The sequence below is a fragment of the Leptolyngbya sp. 7M genome, assembly GCF_018128485.1.
The window spans coordinates 2,529,743-2,551,393 of sequence record NZ_CP070897.1; the positions used below are offsets into that span (position 1 = coordinate 2,529,743).

The window sequence follows — 21,651 nt, forward strand, 5'->3', positions numbered from 1 at the left end:
AAATAGTTCGTCAGACTGTCTCACTAGCGACTGTGATCAGCCTTACAGGTAGAGAGTACACGCTGATCAATTTCGCTGAGTTGAGGTAACCGCTGATAGCCTTCCAAACCGACTGGTGCAGCAGTTTCGTTGCCGGCAGACGCCACATCGCCTGTAGATGCTAGTGCCACAGCGTAGGGATGGCGAGTTTGCTCGTAGCTGTCGATCACGGTCAGCGCCAGTTGGTCAGCCTGTACGGTGCCATAGAAACAATCAAACGAGGAGTTGGGCATATAAAAGCCACCTACGACTTCGCCTTGGCTTACCTCAAACACAATATACTCAGAGCCAACTGTGTTAGGTTCGGCTGATTGCCCATACAGATAAACACCGTCTGCCAGACTGGGGCGCTCGGCCGAATTGGCGGCTTCTGAACTTTGAACGGGGGCAGGGACGCCAACGGCGACCAAACCCGCGGCGACAAATAGCCCTGCAATCGGCTTGTGAAGCTGCTTGACTAGAGTACGCCACGGCAGGGATGCACGCTGATTAGATTTCAACACCGTAGTTTCCTCCTTTTTCTAGTAATTTTGCTAAAAATTAATTGATTAAACCGTTAAACAGACAAAAACTGCTGATATCTACCTTCACTCTACCGGAGAGGTTGTTTCCACCTATCCCTTGCAGGAAAGACTTTACACTCCCGTGTAATATATCGTTGCAATCATGTTTGTTGTCTCGGCGTTGCTGGTACTTGGTCGGGAACTAGTCGGGGAACCACAGGGCGACAATCTAGGACTACAAAAGCAATTCACCTGATTCCAGAAAGTTGTTGATTTTTTGCAACTCTTCGAGAAAAGAAACTTACTCAAACTAGAGTGCCGTCCACACTTCGCTCAGAGTACTGGATTTAGCCATCGGTGCGCATCACCCCTTAGTCTCACCCAATCGGTTGACCCTCAGACAGATACCAGCCTCGGCAAACGAGTAGAGCTTTCTATCAAAAAGGGGGGGACAGAGCAATACCAAAACTAAAAAAGCGGGGCATGGTCTTCCACGCCCCACCCATCGTGCTTTCGGCTAATCATTGGTTAATCAGCAGAATTTGCCTACTCGGGAAACTTCCATCCATGCACTTTGGTTCATAACTTTTGGGTGATAAAGCCCCGGCAGGTCGCCCTTGATCGGGACATCAAGATTCTTCAGACGCGGATCATTGATAAAATCCACAAGTTTGAGCCGCTCGAGACCTCGAAGGTGCTCGATCGGCACATAATCGAGAACCTTCTGAATATGCTCTTCAGCACCTTTCGGAAGGTCGATTGTCGAGTTGTTCTCGATCCTAATCTTTGTAGATCTTGCGGTCTTCTGTCCCGCGGTTTGAATTGCCATATCGTCTTTTAATTGTAAAGCGTAAATAGCGAATAGTAAATTATGCGACATTTCGGTGGCAGTAATGCAACAGCCAAGCTAAATAACCTCCCTGGATCGCCTTTTTTTATTTACTTTTTGCCGCTAATGTTTCGGCATATCTTTTGATATGGATGCTGTTCGATGAACCAAACTACGATCGCGAACCCCGTAGATGTGAAAGGTGTTGGCCTGCATACTGGCGTAGAGGTCAATCTACAACTCAAACCTGCGCCGGAGAATACCGGCTATATCTTTGTCCGCACCGATCTTGATGATTTCGAGATCCCGGCATCGGTAGAGTATGTTTCCCATTGCAGTTACGCGACCACACTGATGCGACGCGGCGTTGTACTTTCGACTTGCGAACATTTGCTTTCGGCTCTTCGTGGATTCGGGATCGACAACTGTTTTATCGAGCTAGACAACATTGAGATCCCGATCCTCGATGGCTCCAGCGAAAACTGGGTGGAACTTCTTGCAAATTCAGGCCTCCAGGAACTGCATGCCCCGAGACGTATCTTGAAAGTAGTCGAACGTGTCGAATACGAGGATAATGGCCGTAAAATGTCAGTTGAACCTTCTGAGAAATTCGAGATCGAATGCGTAATTGATTTTCCGCATCCATTCATTAAAAGGCAGGCATTCCATTTTGTGCTGGAAAATGGGTCGTTCGGCCAACAGATCGCGTCAGCACGGACGTTCGGTTTTGAGCATGAGATAGAAATGCTGCGAAAGGCAAATCTTGCTCTGGGTGGCTCGCTGGATAATGCAATTGTTTTGACAAAAGAGGGTATGCTGAACGAAACCCCGCTACGGTTTGATGATGAATTCGTTCGCCATAAGATACTCGATATTATCGGTGATGTCGCACTTCTCGGGATGCCGCTCAAGGGAAAGATCATTGCTGAGAAAAGCGGGCACGCCGTCCACGCCGCATGGATGAGTAAGCTATTAAAAACCGAATCTGCGTGGGAAATAGTCGAGGCTCCATAGGCAGCGGTATATTACTGTAAGATAATCAGTACGCACATTTTGATAAAAATACTCGCCTTCTCCCTCATATTGCCTGTATCGTTCTTTTATCATAATATTCCCGTTGAAATATTTCCCGCCGGAGAATTCTAATGTTTAAGAAGATCTTGATCGCACTTGGCGGCCTCTTATTACTCTTCGTCGTTGGTCTGACATTTGCAATTCTTTTGGCACCGACAGAGTTTGCAGTCGAACGAGAGATCGTCATCAATAAACCGCGTTCAGAGGTTTTCGAATACGTGCGAAAACTAAGAAATCAGAATGAGTGGGGGCCGTGGTTCAAGCGAGAGCCGACAATGCATCAAGAATTTCGCGGAACTGATGGAGAGCCGGGCTTTACTGTAGGGTGGAAGAGCGAACTTGAATCTGGCGTCGGGGAACAAGAGATCAAACATATTGTAGAAAACGAACGAATTGAGACAGAACTTCGATTCAAAGATCCATTTGAATCTAATTCCGATTCGTACATCATCACAGAAGCAGTCGATGAGGATCGGACCAAGGTCAAATGGGGTATGAAAGGATCAATGCCGCGCCCTTTTAACGTATTCGGGCTGGTAATGAACATCGAATCGGCAATCGGTAAAGACTATGAAGAAGGACTTGCCAGCTTAAAGTCAATTCTTGAAAAATAAATTGAGTTGGAATATGATTTGCTCGATATTGCTGTAATTCGCCCCTGATATTTTCGACAATTTATCTGACCCGATCTTTGGGCATTGCACTAATAAAATGCTCTCACAGGCAGGAGGTGATATGGCAATGTTAGTCAAAATTGGTTTCTTGACCGCTTTGTTGCTTCTGTCCGCAACGGCCAGTTCCTTTGCACAGGACAAGCCGGTATTCACGGATTATAGAGGCGTTACGATCGGAATGTCCGCCGCGGATGCAAGGGCAAAGCTCGGAAAAGCAAAAGATCAATCCGATACCGAAGACTACTTTGAGTTCGCAAATGATGAATCGGCACGTCTGCTTTATGATGGCGCAAAGAAGGTAAGGGCGATCTCCATCACATACGATGCTAAAGATGCCGCCACGCCAACCCCGATGGCAATTTTCGGAAAGGACGCCGAGCGACGGGCTGACGGTGGCATCATGAAGCGGGTGGAATATCCGAAAAGCGGTGTTTGGATCAGTTATGTGAGGACCGGTGGGAATGAGCCAATAGTCATTGTTACTGTCCAGAAAATGCTGGAATAGCTCTGATCGGTTTCCGCCCAAAAAACATATGAGCCTATCGATAAGTTAGATTGAAGGGCCATGCAGTGCGCGGCCTTTCATTTTTTATGTCCAAATATATGGAAGAAACAAACGGCCTGCAGGTAGGCGTACCAAAGGAGATATTTCCCGGCGAGAAGCGTGTGGCGGCAACACCCGCAACGGTATTGAAGCTTAAGAAGCTTGGTTTCAATGTTGCTGTAGAATCTGGAGCTGGAGCCGCGATCGATGCTTCAGATGCTGAATATAAAGAGGCCGGGGCTAAAATAACGCCGACCGCCGCCGAGCTCTGGTCTGGTTCGGACATCGTAGTAAAGGTGCGTCCCCCTGAGTCCTCAGAGACTGAACTGATCCGTGAAGAAGGCTGGCTGATAGGTTTTATCTGGCCGGCACAAAATCGCGACATCCTGGACAAGCTTGCAAAGAAAAAAGCTACGGTCTTTGCAATGGACTCAGTACCGCGGATCACCCGTGCTCAGAAAATGGACACGCTCTCAGCAATGGCAAACATTGCAGGCTATCGTGCCGTTGTTGAGGCAGCGAACCATTTTCCCCGCTTCTTTACCGGGCAAATAACTGCCGCCGGCAAGATCGATCCTGCCAAGGTTCTCGTGATCGGTGCGGGGGTTGCGGGGCTTTCGGCCATCGGAGCCGCAAGGGGCTTGGGAGCGATCGTTCGTGCCTTTGACCCGCGTTCGGCGACGAAAGACCAGGTTGCTTCAATGGGGGCCGAGTTTCTTGAGTTAGACATTAAAGAAGAAGGCGAGGGCAAGGGCGGCTATGCAAAAGAAATGTCCGATGCATTTCTGAAAGCCGAAATGGCTCTTTTTGCTCAACAGGCAATGCAGGTAGATATAATCATCACCACTGCTCTTATCCCCGGAAAACCTGCACCAAAGCTCATCACACAGGGAATGGTCGAATCGATGAAGCCGGGCTCGGTGATCGTAGATCTTGCAGCCGAGCAAGGTGGGAATTGCGTACTGACCGAACCCGGTAAAGTTGTTACGCACAAGGGCGTTACCATAATCGGATATACCGATCTGCCATCGCGAATGGCGTCGATGTCGTCGCAGCTGTACGGTGCATGCATAACGGCATTTCTTGAGGAACTTAGTATTGGCAACGGAGCAGAAAAAGAAAATGGAGCTGCACACTTCGATCTCGATCTCGAAAATGAGGTGATCCGTGGCGCTATCGTTTTGGATAAAGGTAAGATGCTCTGGCCCGCGCCGGTCAAGGAACAGCCGCCGCCACCCGAACCGGGTGGGAGTGTGAAGGAAGCTGCGATTGTTAAGACTGCTTCTGCGAGTCACGGAGCCGATGACGGAAAGGGCGTTAGCCCGTGGGTACTGATTGCGATAGGTTTAGTTCTTCTCGGGCTCGGATATTTCGTCCCGGATTCTAAACTCTCACATTTTACTGTATTTATGCTTGCTGTGTTCGTCGGTTGGCAGGTGATCTGGAACGTAAAACCAGCTCTTCATACGCCGCTTATGTCCGTCACCAACGCAATCAGCGGAATTATCCTCGTTGGCGGAATGCTCCAGCTTTCAGGCGAGTTTAACATTACAACAATACTCGGAGCCATCGCCGTACTCATTGCCACGATCAATATTTCGGGTGGATTTCTTGTGGACAGCGGCTGGCGAAACATCTCAACGAGCGAAATCTGCCGGGCGTGCGGTTCGTGCCGATCAGGTTCAAGCCAGTAGCCTCTGTTTTTAAGGACGAACAGCTCGGCGGAGTAAACATAGTGATCACCGACCGCAGGGCGTTCCGGTCTGTCCGAACAGGAATCGAGATCGCAACTGCATTACGACTTCTTTATCCTAATGAATGGCAGTCGGATCGTTATGCGCGCTTGTTGGTCAATCAGGATGTGCTTGGCCGTCTTAAGGCCGGTCTGAGTGCTGAACTGATAGAGGCTTCATGGCAGAAGGAGCTGGAGAATTTCAAAGATCGCTGGGCATTATATTTGCTTTACAAGTAGTTCAAAGCTTTTAACACTACAAAGACATTAAACATAGCTGTAGCAAGATATTCATTTTCAAGAAGTTATAAGAAGATGCAGCTTTTTTGCGAGAGAATCGATAATGAAAATTTGGAAAAAATTCCAAAAACGTAAATATTTCTTATGGCAATTTAAGGATTCTTGGAGATTTAAATGCTAAAAGCTACTAGCTAATAAAGGAAGGACGAAGATGAAAACCTCAACGCTTAGATTCATTTTTACGGGCATTTCATTTCTATCACTGCTGGTTCTTTCGGTGACCGGTCAGGAGATCACGGGAACTATCGTTGGATCCGTTCGGGATGCCACAGGAGCTGCCGTCGCTGGAGCGACAGTCACTATAAGTGATCCATCAAAGAACAACATTGTTGTTCGCACGGTGTCAACCAACAGCAATGGTGAGTTTACGGCTCCGAATTTAACCGTAAGTACATACGCAGTAACGGTAGAGGCTCCGAATTTCAAAAAGCTCGTCAAAACGGACATCAAATTAGATGTCGGTCAGCGTCGTTCGGTCGATGTAACACTCGAAGCGGGGAACATCGATGAGGTCGTAACCGTTGAAGCAGATCCTATAGCTGTAGATCTTACATCATCGACCAGCGGCACGGTTATCAGCGGCGATCAGGTTCGGGAACTTTCAATCAATAATCGCAACTTCGTTCAGCTTGTGACGCTTGCTCCAGGTGTAACAAATGATCTTTCAGACCAAGTTTATGTTGGAACTACTAATCCAAGCGGCCAGGCGAACATTGTCCAGATCGCCGTCAACGGGGCACGTTCCAGCCAAAACACCTTCACTGTCGATGGTGCGGACGTGACCGACCGAGGCTCGAACCTGACCATACAGGCATATCCGAGCGTAGATTCTATAGGAGAATTCAGGGTTCTGCGCTCGCTTTATCCGGCTGAGTCAGGTCGTAGTGGCGGTGGTCAGGTCAACATAGTCACCCGTAGTGGGACGGCGAAGTTTAGAGGCAGTATCTTCGAGTTCATTCGTAATGAGGCTTTCAATGCGAATAACGTTGAGATAAATAACCTGACGAATCCCCCGCTCGGACGTGATTCGAATGGTAAAGCTAAGAGGACTCCTTTTCGATATAACAACTATGGCTGGACGATCGGCGGACCGGTATACTTCCTGAGATTCGGTGATGTTGAACCTGGAGCGAGTGTTTTCAAAAGATACGACCGGACATTTTTCTTCTTCTCACAGGAGTGGCGTGACGATCGCCGATCTTCGACGTTGCAGTCAACTGTCCCAAACCAGAATCAGCGGAATGCGTTTTTCACAGTTCCGATATGTCTTCAGGCAACTGGCACTACCTGTACTCAGGTGCTCCCGGCTAATAGCACGCTTCAGAACATCAACCCGGTTGCTCAGCAATACCTGACATTCATTTACAATAAGCTTCCGCTTCCTAATTCCGGTACCAATACACTCTTTGCCCCTGCTGCCGGTATAGCGGAATTTCGTCAGGAGGTAATAAAAGTAGACCACTCATTCAACGACAAGGTCTCGATGTATTACCGGTTTCAGCGAGACAGTATCCCTACGGTTGATGCTAATGCTCTATTTTCATCAGGTTCTGGGTTGCCTGGAGTTTCAACCACCGCGACTGATTCACCTGGTCGTACACACACGGCCCAAGTGACGTGGGCAGCTACTCCTAAATTCATAATCGAGGGACGCTATACCTTTGGATACGGGGGAATCCTTAGCAAGAATGTAGGTCTGATAGCCCTTGCTAACTCGCCGATCACGCCGCCGCTCGCATATCAAAATGAACGTGACCGCGTTCCTACCATAAGTGGTAATGGGTTTAGCGCCCTTCAAGGCTTTGGGCCATATGATAATTTTTCATGGAAAGGCAATCTTTCCGGTTCCATCACTTGGGTCGTCGGCGACCATACGATGAAGTTCGGAGCGGTATACTCTAAGTATCGTAAAAATGAGAATGCCCTTGCAGGTAATAACGAGGGTATTTTCTCAGGCTTTAACACGCCCGGCGGCACAGCCAATGTGATAGCTCCAGGAGGCAATGCAACTCAGCAATTGTGGGCAAATTTCCTTATGGGGACCAACGTTACCTTCACACAGGCCAGCTTCGATTACACCGCAGATCTTAGACAGAAGACCTTTGAGGCTTTTGCACAGGATGAATGGCGTATTCGCCGTAATCTTACTTTCTATTACGGTGTTCGCTATTCATTTTTCGGGGCTCCGTGGGATAAAAATGGCAGATTGAGTAACTTCATTCCTGAACTCTATAATAGAGCTAATGCACCGCTTGTAACGGGTGCCGGTAACAGAGTGCCAGGAACTGGCAATTTCTGTGAAGGACTTATCGTTAATTCACAAAACACAGTTCCTTTCCCTAACTGTAATCCTACCACCTCTCCATATGGGAAGTTTGTTGTTGACGTCCCCAAAACTGATTTTGCACCACGTGTAGGACTTGCGTGGGATCCATTTGGTGATGGCCGGACAGCGGTTCGCACCGGATACGGAATTTATCACGAACAGATCCTTAACGGTATATTCCTGCAGAATATTGGCACGAACCCGCCATATCAGCAGACCTGTCAAGTAGTAGGCACACGTCTGGATAATCCGGTTCCTAATGGATGTGCGGTTATAGCTACTAATACGGTCGCAAGCGTGCGTGCCGTACAGGACGATTGGATGACGCCATATATGCAGCATTGGTCCTTTGACATCCAACGTCAGCTTATGCGGAGAACATTCCTTTCAGTTGGTTATTATGGGTCAAAGGGCACCCACTTGATTGGGGGCTACGGAGCAAACTCTTTACGTCCAGGGCAAGCCCTTAACAGTCTTTGTGCTCAAGGGGCCTCGACAACTCCTACCGTTCCTTGCCAGAATCCAGGGCAGGCATTTCTTTCGACTGCGGACTCATTGATCCTTGACCAGATACGTCCCTATCGAGGATACCGATCAGTAACTATTATTGAACCGCGATATAACTCGAATTACCACAGTATGCAAGTTTCTGCGCAGCATCGCCTAAGCGGTTCTTCCCAGATCAATCTTGCTTACACGTGGGGAAAGAATCTTTCGGATAACCGAACTGACCGGTCAAATGCTCCACAAAATTCCTATGACACCGCATCAGAAAAAGGACGGGCTAACCTTGATCGCCGCCATGTGTTGACGATCAACTACGTTTACGAACTCCCGTTCTATCGAGCTCAGCGTGGCTTCACAGGAAAGGTGTTGGGCGGATGGCAGATCTCAGGCATTATGACCTATCAAACAGGTCTTGGGTTTACGCCAACGGTCTCTAATTTTGACCCTGCTGGTCTGGGGATCATTCCAACCGCTCTTACCGTTGGGCGGCCGAATCTTTTATGCAATCCGAATCAAGGTGGTCCAAAGAACCAATTGCAGTGGTTCAATACCTCCTGTTTTCAGGTCACGCCGATAAACAACAATTCCCCTCACGTTAACGTGCCGGGAACCGCGGGTATTAACATAATTGAAGGCCCTTCAACAAAGCGTGTTGATTTCACGCTGTCGAAGATGATCAGTTTTTCGGAGCGGTTCCGACTTCAACTTCGAGGAGAGGCCTTTAATGTTTTCAATACCACGAATCCTCGGGGTCTCAGCACCGTAGTATGGAGCGCTACAACTCAGCCGGTTTCACAGGGTGGGAATGGAAGCTCCACATTCGGCCAGGTTATTTCCTGGCGCGATCCACGAATAATGCAATTTGGGGCAAAGTTCTTCTTCTAGGCTGGTCGCACTCAGGACTGCCCGCGTTTGCTCTGTAGCGACGCGGGCACACTCTGAAACTCTCGCGTAATTTTGATCGGCTCCGGCGAGACCCTGAGGCGGGCTGCTTCCTGATTTATACGCTGAAAGCGGTTTCCAGGATCGGGATGGCTGCTCAGCCATTCAGGTGCACGTCCTCCACCCTGTGCTGCGATGGTCTGGAACATATTCGCGAGATCGCGCGGATCATAACCTGCCGCCGCCATTATCTGAGCACCCAAGATGTCTGCTTGTGTCTCGTACTCGCGGCTGTACTTTGTCTGCCAGGCAGTCGCAGCTATTGCTCCGGCCTGTGCTCCCGCTTGTCCGCCGAGGATCGCTCCTCCAAGGATCAGACCAATGGTCCCAAGTTGGTTCTGCCAACTGCCTTGCTTCGTTGCCTGTGCCGTGGCGTGCCTAAGCGCAACGTGGCTGATCTCGTGCGCCATAACACCTGCCATCTCACCCTCATTCCGGGCGGCCTCTATCATTCCGCGGTTCACGTACATCGGACCGCCGGGCAATGCAAAGGCATTTATGTCGCTTGCATTGACCACCTTGAAATTGTATCGAAACTGAGGCTGCCGAAATCTGACCGGGATGTTCGCAACTAAGCGAGCCCCGACGTCCTGCACATAATCATTCGAAATCCGGTCGTTAAGGACCGGGAATACCTTTTCGATCTCCGTTGAATACTGCTGTCCTATCTGAACATCTCTCTGAACCTCATATCGGTTCCTAGGCATGTTTACAGTTGTTTGGCTCAGTGCGAGCGTAGGCACCAAAGCCATCGAAACAGCCACCAACGAGGCGTAAAATTTCTTTTTAAGACAAAACTCTCCCATCTGTCCCTCCTTATATGTTTTGATCGTTATAAATAGCAGGATGCGGGCATATGATAGCCGACATCGCGGCCAAGGGGAAGGGCGAAATTAAGATGAGACCGAAAGCTAAGCAGTTCGCTCAAAAGTAAGGTTGCGTAGGGGCAAACGATCACATCGCGCAAGTATCTCTAGCAAAATAACAACCTAATGAGATGTTTGGTGAACAGATGAATGGGAGTACAGTTCTTCTTCCAAGTGAACTGATTCGGTGAGTGATTCCAGCGAGGTTTGTATACGCCCGATAAGTTCTACTATTTCCGATCTCGCTAGTCGATCGCGAAACCCCCCATTCATTACTAGTGCAACCGCAAGGTCGCTACCAAGGTCATTGATGACGTCCATAAACAGATCAGGATCCAGAATGGTCCAGTAAACCGAGTTAGAGAACCTACATCTTTGGCGAAACAAATAGCCTATTACTGCTGTGTTACCTTGATGTTAACGATATGTTAATTTTTTCGAGCGTATGATTTTTCCGTTCCGAGTTTTAAGTATAATTTAATCCCAAATGTGCACCATTTTACTATAATCACGGAGATAGGCAGCCAGTACGGTAACGGATTCAAATAGATACCAACAAGGTGCGGATCAGGCTATCGACATGCCGCCGGAGAACAATTAATGAAATATCACTTTAATATTAGAATCGCGGGTCTAATCCTGACCTGTATTTTTGTTTTCGTTTCCTTTTCATGTAGCGGCCAGAAAATGGGTTCTGATGCGAACGGGGTTGCAGGCGGCGGTGTTAAACTTCAAGGCTCAGGCTCAACATTCGTTAAGCCATTAATGGACAAATGGACAAGTGAATACGGAAAGATCAACCAATCTATACGGATCGATTACACTGGCACCGGCTCAGGTGCAGGTATCAAGGCGATCCAGAGTCAGACTGCTGACTTCGGTGGTACTGACGCAGCTATGACCGACGACGAGCTTAAACAAGCTGTCGGCGGAGAGATAGTTCATGTTCCCGTCGTTCTCGGGGCCGTTGTTCTGACCTATAATCTCCCGGATCTAAAAGAACCTTTGAAACTCACACCCCAACTCATATCGGATATTTATCTTGGCAAGGTCAAGCGTTGGGACGCAGAAGAGATAAAGAAAGAGAATCCTGAGCTTTCATTACCCGCTTCTGCCATAACTCCGGTATTCCGTGCCGATGGCAGCGGCACTTCTGATGTGTTCACGGATTTTCTTTCTAAGACCGTTCCTGAGTGGAAGGAAAAGGTTGGAAGAACCAAAAATCCCCAGTTGCCGCAAGGCATCGGGATCGGAGGCAAAGGTAACGAAGGTGTAATGGGACAGGTCAAGAATACTCCGAACACGATCGGATACGTAGAATTGACCTTTGCGAAAGCTAATAATCTCCCGACCGCACTAGTTAGGAACTCTGCTGGAAAGTTCATCGAACCGAATAGCGACACCGTCTCATATGCAGCGGAGGGAATGACCGCGAAAATGCCGGAGGATCTGCGGTTTGAGATAACTAATGCGGATGGCGAAGAAGCATATCCGATCTCTGGCATCGTTTACATTCTTGCTTATAAAGACCAGAAAGATATGGCGAAAGGCAAGGCTCTGGCCGATTTTCTTTGGTGGGCTATCCATGACGGGGAGCGGTACGTCCGCGATCTGCACTACGCACCTATTCCGAAAGCTTTGGTTGCAAAGACCGAAGCGAAGATCGGCTTGCTAAACCATAACGGAACTCCGCTGAGACAGCAGCAGTGATCCACGGAAATCTATTACAAACGCGTGGCACAAACAGGAGCCCTAGGCGATAAAATATTCCGCACCGGCCTTTTGGTTGCAGCGACCAGCATTTTGCTATTGGTCGCGGCGATCCTGTTCATGATGGTCCAGAATTCAATGCCGACGATCAGGAAGTTTGGTATCGGTTTTCTTTTCGGGACCGAGTGGGTGCCTGCCCAGGAGGTGTTCGGTGCTCTTCCTTTTATTTACGGGACGGTGGTCTCATCGCTCATCGCGCTTCTGATCGCCGTACCCATTTCACTCGGGATCGCTGTATTTCTTACCGAACAAGCCCCCAAGAAAGTGGCTCGCCCTATAGCTTTTATGGTCGAGCTTCTTGCGGCGATCCCGTCAGTAGTTTATGGGCTCTGGGGCATTTTTGTACTTGCGCCTTTCATTAGGAATTATCTCGGGCCGCCGCTTCAGGAATATCTTGGCTGGTTGCCGTTGTTTCAGGGAAGGTTGACCGGAATTGGAATGCTTACCGGTGGAATTATTCTCGCAATAATGGTTACACCGATCATTACCGCGGTTGTTCGCGACGTTCTGGAAGCGGTCCCGACAACTCAACGCGAAGCCGCACTTGCCCTCGGAGCAACAAAGTGGGAAACAACGATGATCGTACTAGGAAATGCTGCCTCCGGCATCGCTGGAGCTGTAGTTTTGGGGCTTGGCCGGGCTATTGGGGAAACGATGGCGGTAACAATGGTTATCGGCAATTCGCCGCAGATATCGGCCTCGCTTTTCGAGCCTGCATATACGATCGCATCGGTTTTGGCAGCGAATTTCGCTGATGCTACGGATGAGATCTATCTAAGTTCGCTTGTTGAAATGGGACTGGTCTTATTTTTGGTTACGATCGTTATCAACGCGCTGGCGAAGTTGATGATAATGAGCGTTGCGCGAAAGACGAACGCGGCGAAGCACGTATAGAATTTGGCTTTATGGAGACAACTCAGGGAAATATTCACAGGAAGCGTGTGGTTATAAACGCCGTGATGACGTCGCTGACGGCGATATGCGCATTGGCTGCGACCGCGATCCTGCTTGTTATTCTGGGTTATATCGCGACTAAAGGAATAACCTCGATAAACCTTGAGTTTTTGATAGACACACCGAAGCCGGTTGGCGAGGGGGGCGGGATCGGTAACGCGATCGTCGGGTCAGCAATGATGACGCTTCTGGCATCTATCATCGGTTTGCCGATCGGGATCGCCGCTGGTGTTTATCTAGCCGAGTATGGGAATAATTGGTATGGAAATACCATTCGTTTTGTTGCCGATACCCTCATCGGTGTCCCCTCGATAATCGTCGGGATCTTTATCTACACGCTCGTAGTTGTTCCGATGGGACGACAATCGGGCCTCGCGGGTGGTTTGGCATTGGCTGTAATAATGATACCGATCGTGGCGAGAACTACTGAGGAGATGATCAAGCTCGTGCCAAATTCGATGCGGGAAGGTGCACTTGCTTTAGGTGCTCCGCAGTGGCGAGTTTCCTGGAACATCGTATTACCCGCTGCGGCTTCGGGTATCGCAACTGGTGCGATGTTGGCTATCGCAAGCTTCCCACAGATCAGAAATTCGATGGGGCGGAGAATCTTTTTGGCTCAATGAGCGGTGCACAGCGCAGGGCAGCAGAGGCCGCATTTGCAGAAAATATAGCTGAAGGGAATTATTGGAAAGCGGAAACCGTCGCGGCGCTTTATGGTCCGCAGACGATGGATTTCCGCCCGGAACGCGATAATGTCCGGGCATTTGCTGCGGCCCTAGCCAAGGCTAAGGCAGAGGCAAATCTGCGTGCTTCGGAGTTTGCTTCAAAGATCGATCGGCTCAGGTTGCTCTATATGCAGGGAATGGCGGAGATGAAAGGGAAGCGGCCCTATCCCGATGCAAACTCAAGTCTTCGCTTCTCATACGGCAACATCAAGGGATATAGCCCAAGAGAAGCAGAGTACCGCTCGCCGTTTACGACGATCAAAGGGATGATCGAAAAAGATACAGGCGTGAATCCATTTGATATGCCGCAGAAGTTGAAGGATCTTCAGGCCGCGAAGGATTTTGGCCGCTTCGGGTCAGGGGACAGCGTGGTCGTCAACTTCATTTCCACCAATGACATCATCGGCGGTAATTCCGGAAGCCCCGTGCTTAACGGAAACGGCGAACAGGTCGGGCTGGTGTTCGACGGTAATTATGAGGGACTCGGGAATGATTTTTACTACGATCCTGATATGAACCGTTCGATCTCTGTCGATATTCGGTTCGTTCTTTTTGTCACGGAAAAGTTCGGCAATGCCGGCTGGATATTGAACGAGCTAAAATTGGTCGGTAAATGATTTGCCGTAAACGTAGGAGAAAAATGCTGTCCAAGAGTTGGGTCTTGGACAGCATTTTTAACTTAATTCATAAGGCGGTCTTAAAATTTTCAAGCCGATCATTCACTGAATGGCTCTATCTCACCAGGTTTTCGAAGCATCTTGTTCACTTCGTCAAGGTGTGTTTCTTCAAGCAGGATCATCTCGCGGGCATACTCTTCGAGAGTAACATTCTTGCCTTCGACGAGCTTCAGCAGGTCATAATATGCGGCTAGTGTTGTCGATTCCTGTTCCAGGCTTTCGCGAAGAATGTCGCCGATGTCGTGCTTTTCGGTCTCGAGCAAAGCTCCGATCTTCAAGGAAGGATGCCCGCCGAGCATCGTTACGAACTCACCCGCCCGTTTCGCGTGAGCAAGGCTTTCGTTCGCATTACCGTCAAGCCACGAAACGATCGGTATGCGGTTGTAACCAAAAACCATCAGGCTGTAATGCGTGTAACGAACCACTCCGGCCAATTCCAATTCCAAAATGTTGTTAAGGATCTTAATTACACCTTCTTTTTCGGTTTCGTTCATATGCTAGATCTTATTCAATATCTATTTGTTGAAGGCAGGCCCCAGGATCTCCCTTAATTTCCGTAAATTCATATCAGCCATTGCAGCATGTCCCATTGCAGTAGGATGCATCACACTTGAACGATCATCTTTGAACAAAAAATCAATTGTGAATCTCCAGAGTTTTTCACGTTGATCTGATATAAGTTTTGAATCGAGCGGTAATCTTACCCAGCGTGCCCTGGATCCATATGGCTTGTAATCATATGGCATATATTTACCCAAAGCGAATTCAACATTACCTTTTGGTCGAAAGGCATTCCACTCATATTCTTTTCGCTGCGGCATTATCATTCTATCATTTTGATTGGTGTTCGGCCCCTGACTGGAGCAAAATCCGTGGCGGTTGAATACATTTTCTGTATCTTTAGCAATTGACCATCCCAGCTTGTTACCGTCTTCCCTCAATATGTCTCCAGCTTTTTGTTGAAATCTAATTAGTGGGATAAAAAGATCATTGTAAATTTTCTCCGTTCGACTACCGCGACGTTGGTCGCGATTAAATGGCATCGTAAACTCATCACGATCAACTTTGCAGACTTTCCCATCTTCGTTCATTAAGATATTGGGGTATGCCATCAAAACAATCCGATCACAAGGTGAGCCCTTTTCACAGCCGGAGATATTTAATGAGTATTCTTCGAAAATGGCTTGGTGAAGAGAGGAATAATTCTTTTTCAACATCGGTTGATATTTAGTTTCAAAGGTTGCCACTCCTGGTTTTTTTGTCTGACTCAGCTTGTGAGCAAGCCATCGGGTTTTTCCTGAAAGCACAATATCTGCCACATACTTGGAGAATTCAAGATCATTGCCTCCTGTGCTGAGCAATAACACATCTATTTGTCTATCACCAATTGCTTCTTTAACTGCCTTTAATTGGAGTGTAATTTTTTTTGTCCTATTAATATCTGTGGCCAGCATTTGCTCTTGAGCAGACTGTTCATTGTTTTTTAGATGGATGTTATCTGTGGTGGCACCCGAACAAGCGTAGGAGACAAAGGTGACGGCTTGTTTAGGATTGATCAAGGCCATATGCAATGCTGTTTTGAATTGATATGAATACATTGATCTGTGACATCGCCGGTCTAACCACTCTACGTTTGCAGGCTTGCCGTGATTGTCCGGGTCGAACAAGTCACGTCTTGGTAAGCGACGCCATTTCCAGAACCAGAAAAAATCACGATCTGATTGATTTAACATAAACTGTGCTGGGCGATCTGGATTGCCTTCTCCTGAGGCAAATGAATCCCCAATGCCGACTACAAGTTTCTCTGACGATCTAATTGGTCCGGTTTCCAAACGGCCTAAGTCTGGGTGATCGAAAACCAGGGTGAAATCGACTTCAGGGGTTTGTTCAAACTCTATGCACGGAACTCCCGCATATTCATGGGGACATTTCATATATGAGTCCTGAGGGAGCTGCAATCGATTTCTGATCCAGATACCGGACGAGGGGTCAATATTACTGACCCCTTGTACCCACGCACGTATAGCCCTCGTAGGGGGAACTTGGGGATAACCTAAACATTTATCAGTACTGATAAAGTTTAGCGAGGAGGAGTCCCAGCAGGTGTTATTCTTATAAGAATTGATGGAAAGATCCGCGAACCAACCAAGATATGGCAATTTCTTCTTTAACTCACAAATATTTTTAGACTTAGGAGCCTCAACTGTATTAATGCAGTCAGTGTATTCAAGGTTTCGTCTTTGATCTACCCTCTCTTCGTGTATTCTCTGTAATTCTTGCTCCAATGCCAATGCGGTTCTTTCTCCGGGTATTGCCCTGAATGTCTTGAGTAATTCAAGAATTTTTTCATCATTGGTAATAAAAGGAAAAGGGTTGACTAGCTCCCACTCAATCTGAGGCTGTGCTAAAGCAGATGAGGAGCAGAGCAATGTAATGGCGACTACGGGATAAAGAAGATAAAAGGAGAGTGCATGATTGTAAGATCTATGGGAGTTCATAAGCAATCACGTGACACCAGGAGCTTAAACCACAATGATGTAAATGTCTATAAGAATCTTGGTTGAGAGATCCGAGCCGCTCACCGCGAATCTAAACAACATTTTCTAATCAATTATTGCTTGCTCTCTGGCGTGATATGACGAGCGTGTCAGCGGCGATGATTCCACGTGTTTGAAGCCCATCGCCTCGCCGATCTTCTTCCATTCGGCAAACTCTTCGGGCGTTACATACCGTTCAACGGGAAGACGCTTTTCGTAGGGCTGCAAGTACTGACCGATGGTCATAATATCGCACGAGACCTTGCGAAGGTCGCGCATGAGATCGACAACTTCCTCAAAGGTCTCGCCAAGCCCGGCCATGATGCCGCTCTTTGTCAACATTGTCGGCATTTGAGAATCGCGAAACCTAGCCGCCCGCTCCAGCAGTTCCATTGATTGATCGTATTTCGCATCGGGCCTCACGCGACGATAGAGCCGGGCTATGGTCTCTGTGTTGTGATTCAGAACATCCGGCCGGGCATTAAGGACGTTATTTAACGCGGTCTCGTCGCCGTTGAAATCCGGTATAAGCACCTCTACCTTGCAGCCGGGATTAAGCTCGCGGACCTTCAGGATCGTCTCAGCCCAGTGCATTGAGCCGCCGTCGGGCAGGTCGTCACGGTTCACAGATGTGATAACCGCATGAGCAAGCTCCAAATGTCGAACCGCCTCCGCCACATGTGTCGGCTCCATCGGATCCAGATCCATAGGCTTGCCTTTGTTGACCGCGCAGAAACCGCAATGGCGCGTACAGGTATCGCCGCCGAGCATAAAAGTGGCGGTCTTGTCCGTCCAGAACTATTTATGCGGGCTGCCGGTTCTATCGGAATGGGGGGAAGCGAACCTTTTCGTCTGCCGGTAGAGGTTGCCAAGGAAGTGGCCAAGGTTGAAGGAGTTCGCCTCGCTGTCGGCATTGGGCAAAACTCGGTCGATGCCTCGGATAACAATACAGGAAAGCGTTTGATCGACGGTGTGGACTTCCCTCAATACTCAGCGATAGCCGGCCTGCGGCTTATTGAAGGCAGGATCTTTGCTGAGAATAGCGATGAGATCCTGATAGATACCGCCTTCCAGCGACAGAAGGACCTTAAGCTCGGCGATACGATCAACATTTACGATCGCCCTTTTACCGTTGTCGGCACATATGAGCCCGCCTCCGGTGCTCGAATAAAATTGCCGCTGTCAACTATGCAGACCCAGCTCGGCAGCGATGGGAAAATATCATCTATCCTTATCGCATTGGAACCAGGCGTATCTACCGACCAGATCGGGCCGCTGCTCCAAGAGAGATTTCCTGATACACAATTGATAAGAACCGAAGATCTTGAAGAGCTGTATATGGCGGGTTTCCCTGCTTTGAATGTTTTCCTAAATGTCTTCATTGGCATCGCTGCCGTGGTTAGTGCTCTCGTTATATTGCTGACGATGTACACGACAGTAACCGAACGGACCCGGCAGATCGGAATAATGAAATCACTTGGGATGAGCAACCCAGCGATAGGTTTGGTCATTACGAAGGAAGCCCTCTTGATCAGTTTCTTCGGGATCATTGTTGGTGTTCTTCTGACCTTAGCGGCGCGTTACGGATTGAACCTTATAACCACTCTCGAGGTTGAAATCAGTCTGACGGTATTGTTGATCGTACTTGTCGTTGGGCTGATCGGTGGTGCATTGGGTGCTCTTTACCCTGCGCTGCGAGCGGCAAGATTAGACGCGGTGGAAGCCCTAAGCTATGAATGATTACTGCCAAATTCGGCACGGTCCTCTTCAGCAAGTTCTTTTATCTTTTCCATCAAATGATCTGCTATCTCTTTATGCGTACGGATCCTGTCAGGCCGTTCGAAATGATCTGAAAGATCAAGCATTTTCCCAAAGCGAATGCGGATCTTTTCTCCGCCTGTCCAGTTCCCTAGCACCTGCTTCGGTAAATGATTCCCGAGCCCGGCGATGAATACCGGCACCACCTGAGGTCGTGCAGAATAGACGATCTTCCCGATACCCGGCTGAGCTGGGAGAAGCGAATACACGTCATCATCGAGATTCCGTTTTCCTTCAGGGTGAAATCCAATAATATGTCCACTTCCCTCTGAGCAAATGCGTATCACTTCACGAAGAGAGAACTTGTCGAACTCGCGCTTATCAGCCTGTTTCTCTTCTCTAAAGAACGGCGGATACATTGACCACCATCCCATTATAAAATTGACAAACCAACCTGCCGGATTTGTATAGAAGAACTTTGCCCGTACCGGGAAAAAGAGTCTCATCGGACGTTTTGTTCTGCGAAAAAGAACACTCGAAACCGTGTACATATCGAAGAACGAACGATGATTCGCAACCAGAAGCAAGGGACGTTCAGGATCGGTGCTCTCAACATTCTCTATCCCATACACATTCATTAAATTGTAGGTGGCGAGATAGATCCAGAGCGAACCGATGTACCGCTGACAGGCAGTCCAAATCGATTTCCAGGCACCGGAATTCATCGAACGAGTGAGGCTGAATCCGATCCGCTCAGTTGTATTGAGCACCAAAAATTCATTTGGTAATGGCCGAAGTAACTCCTTATTTTTAGGCAGTTCTAGCTTTTGCATCTTGATCAAAAAATCGACGTTCTGAGATCACGCACCAGCGAAAAAGAGATGGTAACATCTGCTACACGAATGAATAAAATCATTCCGTGATAGAAAGCCGTGAAATTAGGGGTTGACAAATTAGCGCCAGTAATGTTTCTCTATTAGCGGCGAGTTCATTAGCCAAATGCAATAATGCAGTCAAACACTTTTCGCAACTTTAGCTTCTATTTCTTTACCTTTCCGGTGAAGCGGCTAAAGTTCGGTCTGTAACCTTTTAACAGAACAATAACGAATCTTGAAAGCCGCGACACGCACATTGTCGCGGCTTTCTTCTTTTACCGGGGTTTATGAATTTAGATCATTGCAGGAGATCGATCGACGATATCGACGTACAATTGCTTGCTTTACTTAATCGACGGGCGGACCTCTCAAAACAGATCGGTCGGTTGAAGCTTGACCTTGGGCTCCCGATCGTTGACCTTGATCGAGAGGACCAGATCATCTCCGCCGTCAGGCGAGACAATCCCGGTGATATCTCGGACGAGGCAGCGGTGCGAATATTTCGCTCGATACTTAACGAATCACGTCTGCTTCAGTTGACCGAGGTGGGAGACACTAACGTCACGGAGGTCTTGTTGTGAGCAAGGTTGCAATACAGGGGATTCGCGGCTCGTATAGCCACGAAGCAAAAGACCTCCTTGTAGACAAAGCCTCCGAGCTGATCGAGTGCGTAGGTTTCGAGTCGGTATTTGATTCTCTACTTAACGGTGATGCAGATCTTGCGGTAATTCCGGTCGAGAACAAGATAATCGGAAAGATCGAGCCTCCTTCGAGCTTGATCCATTTCGGAAAGTTTCGCGTTCTCAACGCTCTGTTCCTGCGGGTCGATCATGTTCTTGTTGGAGTACCTGGTTCGGACCTTAACAACATCAACACGGTTTGTTCGCATATTGCGGCTTTGGAGCAATGCCGACGTTTTCTTACTCATCATTCCGGTTGGACGAGTGTTGCCTGTGCTGACACTGCGCTCAGCATACACGATGTGGTCAAAAGCAAAGATTTTAAAAAAGCCGCCATTGGAAGCCGGAGAGCCGCGGCGATGTACGGAGCAGAAATACTCGCCGAAAACATCTCCGATGACAACGATAACTGGACAAAATTCTATTTGATAAAAACCGAGGAACTACGAAATGCACGATAGCAGAGCACCTGAAAAGATCAAGGACGGAATAATATCTTTGACCAGAACAATGGAACACGACCACTCACCGACGAAGACGGTTTGGGTTCGCGATGTTCCGATCGGTGGTGAGCTTGCTGTTATCATTGCCGGCCCCTGTTCTGTGGAATCCGAGGAACAGATCGTTTCGACCGCACAAGCAGTGAAGCGATTCGGAGCTGCAATTCTTCGGGGTGGAGCGTTCAAGCCCCGAACTTCGCCGCATGATTTCCAAGGTCTTGGCGAAGATGGTTTGATCCTTTTGAAAAAAGCGGGTGATATATGTGGCCTGCCGATCGTTACTGAGGTAATGAGTGAAAGCGATATCGAACTGATCGCTGCGACGGCAGATATGGTCCAGATCGGCGCACGCAATATGCAAAACTTTGCTTTACTCAAAAAAGTTGCAAAGATCGATCGTCCGGTGCTGTTGAAACGGGGCCTCGCAGCAACTGTCAATGAATGGCTACTGGCGGCAGAGTATCTGTTGAACGGCGGCAATGAAAATGTTGTCTTGTGCGAACGCGGTATCAGGACGTTCGACACTTCTCTGCGAAATACTTTGGATATTGCGGCGGTCGCGTTGGCAAAAGAATTAACCCATCTACCGATAATCGTTGACCCGTCTCATGCTACCGGTAAACGCTCTTTGATAGGTGCGTGTGCGCGGGCCGCCATTGCAGTCGGTGCGGACGGCATTGTCGTCGAAGTCCATCCAGAACCCGAAAAGGCTTTTTCAGATGGGCCGCAGTCTGTTACATTCGATGGATTCGCAGAAATGATGTCCGGCCTGGCCCGCCCTTTGAAAGGCCTTTTCACACATTCACAAGCTCAAAGTTTTCCTACGGGTTAGTGATTAA

21 protein-coding genes are annotated in these 21,651 nt (G+C 48.5%); 14 read left to right on the forward strand and 7 right to left on the reverse strand.

Annotated elements, in window-relative coordinates:
- Window positions 1-23: 23 nt before the first annotated feature.
- Together JVX88_RS12195 and JVX88_RS12200 are read right to left on the reverse strand one after the other, a co-directional pair.
- Window positions 24-542 carry a hypothetical protein gene (locus tag JVX88_RS12195; RefSeq protein WP_211627547.1) on the reverse strand — a complete coding sequence of 173 codons (519 nt, stop codon included), beginning with the start codon at window positions 540-542 and terminating at the stop codon, window positions 24-26.
- 532 nt (window positions 543-1,074) lie between these two features.
- Window positions 1,075-1,371 carry a hypothetical protein gene (locus JVX88_RS12200; protein WP_211627548.1) on the reverse strand — a complete coding sequence of 99 codons (297 nt, stop codon included), beginning with the start codon at window positions 1,369-1,371 and terminating at the stop codon, window positions 1,075-1,077.
- Window positions 1,372-1,533: 162 nt separating this feature from the next.
- On the opposite strand from JVX88_RS12200, the gene lpxC reads away from it, so the two are divergent.
- The 6 genes from lpxC (at window position 1,534) to JVX88_RS12230 (ending at window position 9,413) form a co-directional block, all read left to right on the forward strand.
- Window positions 1,534-2,385, forward strand: a complete 852-nt coding sequence (gene lpxC, locus JVX88_RS12205) for a UDP-3-O-acyl-N-acetylglucosamine deacetylase (protein WP_211627549.1) — start codon at window positions 1,534-1,536, stop codon at window positions 2,383-2,385.
- Between the two features lie 131 nt (window positions 2,386-2,516).
- Window positions 2,517-3,059 carry an SRPBCC family protein gene (locus JVX88_RS12210; protein ID WP_211627550.1) on the forward strand — a complete coding sequence of 181 codons (543 nt, stop codon included), beginning with the start codon at window positions 2,517-2,519 and terminating at the stop codon, window positions 3,057-3,059.
- A 127-nt stretch (window positions 3,060-3,186) separates the two neighbouring features.
- Window positions 3,187-3,624, forward strand: a complete 438-nt coding sequence (locus tag JVX88_RS12215) for a hypothetical protein (RefSeq protein WP_211627551.1) — start codon at window positions 3,187-3,189, stop codon at window positions 3,622-3,624.
- An 86-nt stretch (window positions 3,625-3,710) separates the two neighbouring features.
- Window positions 3,711-5,357: a Re/Si-specific NAD(P)(+) transhydrogenase subunit alpha gene (locus JVX88_RS12220; protein WP_225931393.1), complete on the forward strand. Its 1,647-nt coding sequence runs from the start codon at window positions 3,711-3,713 to the stop codon at window positions 5,355-5,357.
- The gene (locus JVX88_RS12225; RefSeq protein ID WP_263975507.1) at window positions 5,324-5,635 is read left to right on the forward strand and encodes an exo-beta-N-acetylmuramidase NamZ domain-containing protein; all 312 of its coding nucleotides are present in this window, start codon (window positions 5,324-5,326) and stop codon (window positions 5,633-5,635) included. The genes JVX88_RS12220 and JVX88_RS12225 overlap by 34 nt, the downstream gene beginning before the upstream one ends.
- 211 nt (window positions 5,636-5,846) lie before the next feature.
- Window positions 5,847-9,413 (forward strand): TonB-dependent receptor, encoded by a 3,567-nt coding sequence (locus JVX88_RS12230; RefSeq protein WP_211627552.1) that lies wholly within the window; start codon window positions 5,847-5,849, stop codon window positions 9,411-9,413.
- 11 nt (window positions 9,414-9,424) lie between these two features.
- On the opposite strand, the gene JVX88_RS12235 is transcribed toward JVX88_RS12230, so the two are convergent.
- Complete coding sequence (locus tag JVX88_RS12235; RefSeq protein ID WP_211627553.1) at window positions 9,425-10,276, reverse strand: M48 family metallopeptidase; 852 nt, start codon at window positions 10,274-10,276, stop codon at window positions 9,425-9,427.
- A gap of 747 nt (window positions 10,277-11,023) precedes the next feature.
- Here JVX88_RS12235 and pstS point away from each other — a divergent pair.
- The 4 genes from pstS to JVX88_RS12255 are packed head-to-tail and all read left to right on the forward strand — an operon-like array spanning window position 11,024 to window position 14,402.
- Window positions 11,024-12,046, forward strand: a complete 1,023-nt coding sequence (pstS, locus tag JVX88_RS12240) for a phosphate ABC transporter substrate-binding protein PstS (protein WP_211627554.1) — start codon at window positions 11,024-11,026, stop codon at window positions 12,044-12,046.
- Between the two features lie 24 nt (window positions 12,047-12,070).
- Window positions 12,071-13,000, forward strand: a complete 930-nt coding sequence (gene pstC, locus JVX88_RS12245; RefSeq protein ID WP_211627555.1) for a phosphate ABC transporter permease subunit PstC — start codon at window positions 12,071-12,073, stop codon at window positions 12,998-13,000.
- An 11-nt stretch (window positions 13,001-13,011) separates the two neighbouring features.
- A complete protein-coding gene (gene pstA, locus JVX88_RS12250; protein WP_211627556.1) occupies window positions 13,012-13,683 on the forward strand; it encodes a phosphate ABC transporter permease PstA in 672 nt (223 codons plus the stop codon).
- A complete protein-coding gene (locus JVX88_RS12255; RefSeq protein ID WP_211627557.1) occupies window positions 13,680-14,402 on the forward strand; it encodes a S46 family peptidase in 723 nt (240 codons plus the stop codon). Before pstA ends, JVX88_RS12255 begins: the two co-directional genes overlap by 4 nt.
- Window positions 14,403-14,500: 98 nt before the next feature.
- On the opposite strand, the gene JVX88_RS12260 is transcribed toward JVX88_RS12255, so the two are convergent.
- From JVX88_RS12260 to JVX88_RS12270, 3 genes are all read right to left on the reverse strand, one after another.
- Window positions 14,501-14,956 carry a bacterioferritin gene (locus JVX88_RS12260; protein ID WP_211627558.1) on the reverse strand — a complete coding sequence of 152 codons (456 nt, stop codon included), beginning with the start codon at window positions 14,954-14,956 and terminating at the stop codon, window positions 14,501-14,503.
- A gap of 21 nt (window positions 14,957-14,977) precedes the next feature.
- The gene (locus tag JVX88_RS12265) at window positions 14,978-16,960 is read right to left on the reverse strand and encodes a hypothetical protein (protein WP_211627559.1); all 1,983 of its coding nucleotides are present in this window, start codon (window positions 16,958-16,960) and stop codon (window positions 14,978-14,980) included.
- Between the two features lie 105 nt (window positions 16,961-17,065).
- Entirely contained in the window at window positions 17,066-17,770 is a 705-nt protein-coding gene (locus JVX88_RS12270; RefSeq protein ID WP_211627560.1) for a lipoyl synthase, read from the reverse strand.
- Between JVX88_RS12270 and JVX88_RS12275 the strand changes: the two genes are divergently transcribed.
- Window positions 17,741-18,739, forward strand: a complete 999-nt coding sequence (locus JVX88_RS12275) for an ABC transporter permease (RefSeq protein ID WP_211627561.1) — start codon at window positions 17,741-17,743, stop codon at window positions 18,737-18,739. The two genes, JVX88_RS12270 and JVX88_RS12275, sit on opposite strands and share 30 nt — an antisense overlap.
- On the opposite strand, the gene JVX88_RS12280 is transcribed toward JVX88_RS12275, so the two are convergent.
- On the reverse strand, window positions 18,730-19,590 hold the full coding sequence (locus JVX88_RS12280) for a lysophospholipid acyltransferase family protein (RefSeq protein WP_211627562.1): 861 nt from the start codon (window positions 19,588-19,590) through the stop codon (window positions 18,730-18,732). The genes JVX88_RS12275 and JVX88_RS12280 overlap by 10 nt on opposite strands.
- Before the next feature lie 329 nt (window positions 19,591-19,919).
- Between JVX88_RS12280 and JVX88_RS12285 the strand changes: the two genes are divergently transcribed.
- The 3 genes from JVX88_RS12285 to aroF are packed head-to-tail and all read left to right on the forward strand — an operon-like array spanning window position 19,920 to window position 21,644.
- A complete protein-coding gene (locus tag JVX88_RS12285; protein ID WP_211627563.1) occupies window positions 19,920-20,213 on the forward strand; it encodes a chorismate mutase in 294 nt (97 codons plus the stop codon).
- The gene (locus tag JVX88_RS12290) at window positions 20,210-20,773 is read left to right on the forward strand and encodes a prephenate dehydratase domain-containing protein (protein ID WP_211627564.1); all 564 of its coding nucleotides are present in this window, start codon (window positions 20,210-20,212) and stop codon (window positions 20,771-20,773) included. The genes JVX88_RS12285 and JVX88_RS12290 overlap by 4 nt, the downstream gene beginning before the upstream one ends.
- The gene (aroF, locus tag JVX88_RS12295; protein ID WP_211627565.1) at window positions 20,763-21,644 is read left to right on the forward strand and encodes a 3-deoxy-7-phosphoheptulonate synthase; all 882 of its coding nucleotides are present in this window, start codon (window positions 20,763-20,765) and stop codon (window positions 21,642-21,644) included. Before JVX88_RS12290 ends, aroF begins: the two co-directional genes overlap by 11 nt.
- The last annotated feature ends 7 nt before the right edge of the window (window positions 21,645-21,651 follow it).